Here is a 5,436-nt window from a genome sequence, read left to right as displayed (position 1 = left end):
TGCCCGTGGTCCCCCGACGCGCACAGGCGCTCATAGCGCTACTCGCCGTGGGCGTCATCGCGTTTGGCGCCATGGTGCTGGCCGACCCCGCCCGCACGGAGGCCGCCACCGCGACCGACGCGGCCACCGCCGTCGAGCCGACCGGCAATACCACCGAGGTCACCGTGGCCGTGGACGGCATGTCCTTCACCCCCGACACCATCGAGGTCCCCGCGGGCGACCGCCTGCTCATCACCTTCGACAACACCGGCGACCAGCGCCACGACCTGGTGCTCGCGAACGGCACCGAGACCGGCTCCATCGCGCCTGGCGACACGGCCGTGCTCGACGCCGGCTTGATCGGCTCCAGCATGGAGGGCTGGTGCTCACTCGCGGGGCATCGCGCCATGGGCATGGAGCTTGACGTCGTCGCTGTGGGTGGCGTTGTTGCTACGGCCGACGCTGGGGCAACGGACGACGCTGGGGCCGCGTCGGGCGGTATGCCAGGGATGATGTCCGGCGATGGCTCTACGGGACCGGAGGGTTCTGCGCCCTCGATGGTGGACCTGCTGGCCGCCGCCAAGGACGCCGAGCCGATGCCAGCCGAACTCCCGCCCCTCACCGACGAGACCCTCCGCGAGTACACCTTCACCGTCACGGAATCGACGGAGACGGTCGCGGAGGGCGTGACGCGCGCCATCTGGACCTACAACGGCACCTCGCCGGGGCCCACGCTGCACGGGCGCGTCGGCGACACCTTCCGCATCACCTTGGTGAACGCGGGCACGATGGGCCACTCGATCGACTTCCACGCGGGCGAGCTGGCCCCCGACGGCCCCATGCGCACCATCGAGCCAGGCGAGTCGCTCGTGTATGAGTTCACGGCCGGGCGCGCGGGCATCTGGATGTATCACTGCGGCACCATGCCGATGACGCAACACATCGCGAACGGCATGTTCGGCGCCGTGGTGATCGAGCCAGACGGCCTGGAGCCGGTGGATCGCCAATACGTGCTCATCCAGTCGGAGATGTATCTGGGCGGCGAGGGCGGCACCACGTCCCCCACCAAGGCCGCCGCGATGCAGCCCGACGTGGTCGCGTTCAACGGGCGCGCGTTCCAATACGCGGCTCACCCGTTGACGGCCGTCGCCGGCGAGCGCGTGCGCATGTGGGTGCTCGACGCTGGCCCCAACGCGGACCTGTCCTTCCACGTGGTGGGCACCCAGTTCGACACGGTGTGGAACGAGGGCGCCTACTCGGTCTATCGCGGCGCCTCGACCGACGGGATCACGCAGGGCGTGACCGGCGCCCAGGTGCTGCCGTTGCTCGCGGCGCAGGGCGGCTTCGTGGAGTTCGTGCCTCCCGAGGCTGGCCACTACGCGATCGTGAACCACCAGATGAGCCTGATGGAGAAGGGAGCCAAGGGCGTGCTCGAGGTGACACCCGCGCCGTAACTGTCGGGGCGTGGCGACTGCCCGGTCACGCCGTCGTCCTGTCACACCCGCGTTGGACGCTAGGTCCATCACCGAACTACCAACTCCTCGCTGCACGCGCACACCGATGCCCGATCCCCCGCACCCGGGCGAGTTCATTGCCGGTGTCTACCTCGAGCCCTTTGGTGTGACCGGACGAGCGCTCGCAAAGCACCTCGGCGTCGCGCCGTCGCCAGATCCAGCCACACCTCCACAGCCATCCTCGTCGCCTGCTCCTCAAGCTCCGGCGAGTACTTGCTCGGTGCTGCCAGAACTCTCATCCTTCCGTGCGATGAAAGCCTCCACAAAACCCCGGGCACAACAAGACGCGTCGTTCTCACCCACCCGCACCGGCAAAGACGACATCTCATTCCAGGGCCAGCAGTGCCAGCCCTAGGTCAGGTCAAGGAGTCAACCAAACCGGGGGCGGTCCCGTCTTCGTGCCTATCGGGGTGGTTGACGTGGCCAACGCACCATTCGGCGTTCACTTGTACATGGCCGACGTCGTACACGGATGTCGAGGTGCCGTACCCATATGCCCCGCTCGTCGAGACCAGGATGGAGACGGCGAGGGCGAACGAGACGCGGGGCGCGAAAATCACCTGCGGGATGGAGGTTGGCAGGAACCACCTAACGACGCGTCGCATCACGCCCGGCGCGAAGACCAGCTCACGTTTCCGGGCGGTCGCTCACGTAGAACACAAGCACTTGGTCGCCCTCAACGCCAAAGCCCTTGCTCAGTCGACTCAAACCCAGAACCGTTTCGAGGGCAAGATGGGGCCAACCCGCCAGCAGTTCCGGCAACCCGCGTACGACGATACCGAGCGGTAGCGGCCAGGCTGCGCGCAACTCCTCAAAGGCATCGTCGATTGAGTCCCACCCGGATCCGCACCATCGTGGGAATTCAAGAACTTCCTTCAGGGCGCCCACAACGTCCACCACACTCCGTGCGTTGCCAATCCGCACCTCAACGACACTCGCTCCTACTGACACGAGATACTTGTGCAAGTTGCTCACCTGAGATGAGTGAACCAGCCATGGCTCTGCGCGCTCCTCAAGAATCGGCGGACCCGGCAAGTCGAACCAATCTGCTACCACGGCCAACTCCTAAACGTTCCGTAGTGATCTGGCGAATACCAGGCTTCGCCATTGCCGCCTATCACGATACGCTCCGTGCCCCGGGGACCGACCCCAGGCCACACGTCACTCTCGGTGTAGTAGCCCGGGGCTTGTTGAGGGAGCCGACCTTGGCTGTTCTGGAACTCACCTCGCGGCGCACCCGGGGCCTTCCCTTGGCGTACGCCAGCGGGAGGTCTCCCGGTAGTCCGCAATGACGTTACAACGTTTTCAATCTGTTGAGCGAGGGCCGGTGCCTGCGTATCAATAATCGTGCCTTCAGCAGCTGCCACGAACCGTGGCGCAGTGCTTGCGGCGGTGATACGTGTTGCGGCGGCAGCTGCGTCGGCGGCGCAGGCCCGTGCGAGCAAGGCCGACATTCCCGTGCCGACGACCATAGGGGCTGCGAAGTAGACCGTGAAGCCCAAAGCAGCGCGCTTGAGTTGGCAACTCTGATAATCCTGCTCGGGACACGGCGCCCAACATCCTTCAGGGTTGTCCTCACAGGAAATCTGATGCATGCGCCGGTTCGCGGCCTCGGCACTAATATGCTCCAGTTCGCTGAACGGGATCTCACTGGCCTGCTCCTGGGTCAGGCTGTGGTAAAGGTTGAGGTACGCAGTGTCGTTGTCCGCTCTTGCAAGTTGACGAAACACCGGTATCAAGTTGGCCCCATTGCAGTCACTCCCGATAGGGCCACAGGCGGTCAGACCGCTCGGGTCGGTGAACATCAACGGGTTGTTGAGCGCGTACGAGTACCCCGCCACGAACGGCATGCCGGTCGGCACCGCTACTGGGTCGGTGGCGGTGAAGCGACCACTGGTCGGGTCGTAGTCGCGGGCCCGCATGTCATACATTTCCGTCGCTGGGTCCAAGTACTGGCCTGCGAACCCGACCGCAGAATCGGCCAAGCCTCCGGTCGACGCAGAGCGCTGAACACCGAACGCATCCATCATCCTGGTGCCCGACAACGTCGAGCCGGTCGTGGACACCGATGCGACCGTGTTCGCAAACGGGTCACTGAGCAACCACGCCGATGCGCTGCCACTGGTCTCCACCAACGACGCACCCGTCGCGGACGTGGGGTCCGGCAACCATGCCGTCGTGAAGTTGCCTGCCGGGTCGTACTCACCCACACGCATCGGCAGACTGGACATCTCATCCCACGACCACGTGGCCTCCAAGGACCCGTCCACCGTCCGCGACGTCCTGTTACCCAGCACGTCGTGGGTGAACCCCACCGTGGAGCCGTCGTCCAACGTGAGCGAAATCAACTCATCCGTCAGGTCAGTGGTGTAGGACTGTGTGCCCGCAGGGGTGGTTGACGACGACAACGCACCATTGAGCGACCACGTACTCGTCGCCGTAGTTCTTGCGCCCGAAAGACGGCAAAGGCCGGTGCATTACGTGAGGCGGGATCAACTTCGCGGCTCGGGCGGCGATCGGGTAGATCGAACGTGTCCGAGGCTTCGCCCCGCCATCAATCGATCGAGATACGGAACACCAGCCGACCAAAGTCGGGCACCGCGCCAATGTCAGTGCAGGAATAGCGGCGGGAGCCATCGGCAAGCTTCTCGACGAGCATGCCGGAAGTGTGACTCTGGGACTCGAAACGGCGGATGCCCCGACCAGAGTCCCAAACGTTATAGAGCACGAGCCGACCGTCAGTCTCGGCGATCTCGATCAACGATGTGGTGGGTGCCGTGTCGCTCCACAGCACCAGGGCGCGGCTCGCCTCGTTCGCTGTCATCAGTTGGCCATTGGTCGCAAGGAACACGCCCTGCCGCCAACGGGGGCCAACTGTCTCGAAGGTAAGCGCTACCCTTTGTCCCGGTACGACGACGATCGAATCGATCATGACAGCTGGCTGCCCATCAGGACCGCGCACCGCCTCGCTCAACTTCCCGTCGGGGAGGTGAGACCCGTTTAACTCCGTCAAGGTCTCTCTCCTGTATCGAAACGGTATGGGTCGATGTCAGCATGCTCCCATGGCCACAAGGGCTCAAGGTTGTCGAGCGTGTGCCCACCCCCCTGCCACCGAGGGGTGATGTGGTTTAGCTCCATCGGCACCTCGACTACATCGTGCAGCGGCGGCTTGCCAACCTCCATTCGCGCGAGGTTGGTGGCACTGTACTCGCCTTCCATTGCACTATCTGCGGCGTCCTTCCAAGACCTAGCGCGAACCGTAGACCAGGCGGGCCAGTTGCCCGCCGCCGTCGGTGTTGCGCTCCGGGTTTCGCGGAGGCTGAACTCCTCGGTCTCCGTCAGCGTGGCCCACCTAGACAGGGGCTCGCTCTTGAGCACCTTGGTCTTGAGGATGCACGGCCTATGCCGCTCGCAGGTCCGCTCCGTGAAGAAGCTGCGTCCCACCATCCCAGGCTGGCCCTCAACCGTCACCGCGACAATCGTTCCGGCGTTGCTTTGGCTCATGAGTGAAGGCTCAACGAGGTGGCGCCAGACCAATCCTGGCGGGGCCGGGACAATCGACTCGTGGTCCGTCGAGAAGTCGATCCATTCCATGAGTCAGAACCTATCGCTGAGGGTCGAGCACCGCACCGAACGCTGGTGCCAGGCGACGGCGCGATCGTCAACCACCAGATGAGCCTGATGGAGAAGGGCGCCAAGGGCGTGCTTGATGTGACGGTGGTGCCGTGATTCCCGGGGCGTCGTCCTGTCACACCCCCGTTGGACGCTTGGCCCATGACCGAACCACCAACTCCTCGCTGCATGCGCATACTGATACAGGCGGCAAAGTGGAGACTGACGTTTGAGTTCCGTGATGGGAACGCCTACGTCCTGGACTACGAGGACTACCACTGATGGATGCGCTGACTCCGATGCACAATCCCCCGCACCCGGGCGAGTTCAT

General features: G+C 64.5%; 5 protein-coding genes. 1 reads left to right on the top strand and 4 read right to left on the bottom strand.

Features of this window, described 5'->3' with window-relative positions:
• Positions 1 to 1,433, top strand: a 1,433-nt coding sequence (locus tag QZZ33_RS00170; protein ID WP_291377443.1) for a multicopper oxidase domain-containing protein, incomplete at its 5' end; no start/stop codon positions are given.
• A gap of 687 nt (positions 1,434 to 2,120) precedes the next feature.
• Here the strand turns inward: QZZ33_RS00170 and QZZ33_RS00165 are convergent.
• From QZZ33_RS00165 to QZZ33_RS00150, 4 genes are all read right to left on the bottom strand, one after another.
• Positions 2,121 to 2,549 carry a hypothetical protein gene (locus QZZ33_RS00165; protein WP_291377442.1) on the bottom strand — a complete coding sequence of 143 codons (429 nt, stop codon included), beginning with the start codon at positions 2,547 to 2,549 and terminating at the stop codon, positions 2,121 to 2,123.
• Positions 2,543 to 3,901, bottom strand: coding sequence for an RHS repeat-associated core domain-containing protein (locus tag QZZ33_RS00160; protein WP_291377441.1), 1,359 nt, complete (start codon positions 3,899 to 3,901; stop codon positions 2,543 to 2,545). The genes QZZ33_RS00165 and QZZ33_RS00160 overlap by 7 nt, the downstream gene beginning before the upstream one ends.
• Positions 3,902 to 4,047: 146 nt before the next feature.
• Positions 4,048 to 4,425, bottom strand: coding sequence for a hypothetical protein (locus QZZ33_RS00155; RefSeq protein ID WP_291377440.1), 378 nt, complete (start codon positions 4,423 to 4,425; stop codon positions 4,048 to 4,050).
• 77 nt (positions 4,426 to 4,502) lie between these two features.
• Positions 4,503 to 5,087 carry a hypothetical protein gene (locus QZZ33_RS00150; RefSeq protein ID WP_291377439.1) on the bottom strand — a complete coding sequence of 195 codons (585 nt, stop codon included), beginning with the start codon at positions 5,085 to 5,087 and terminating at the stop codon, positions 4,503 to 4,505.
• Positions 5,088 to 5,436: the final 349 nt, after the last annotated feature.

Origin of the sequence: Demequina sp. (genome assembly GCF_016278775.1) — a bacterium.
GTDB lineage: Bacteria > Actinomycetota > Actinomycetes > Actinomycetales > Demequinaceae > Demequina.
Note: the sequence above shows the minus strand (reverse complement) of the source record. Positions and strands in the feature narration are given on the sequence as shown.

Coding starts and splice junctions, on each gene's coding strand:
- QZZ33_RS00155 (WP_291377440.1), bottom strand. CDS start 4,425: ATGATCGATTCGATCGTCGTCGTACCGGGACAAAGGGTAGCGCTTACC.
- QZZ33_RS00150 (WP_291377439.1), bottom strand. CDS start 5,087: ATGGAATGGATCGACTTCTCGACGGACCACGAGTCGATTGTCCCGGCC.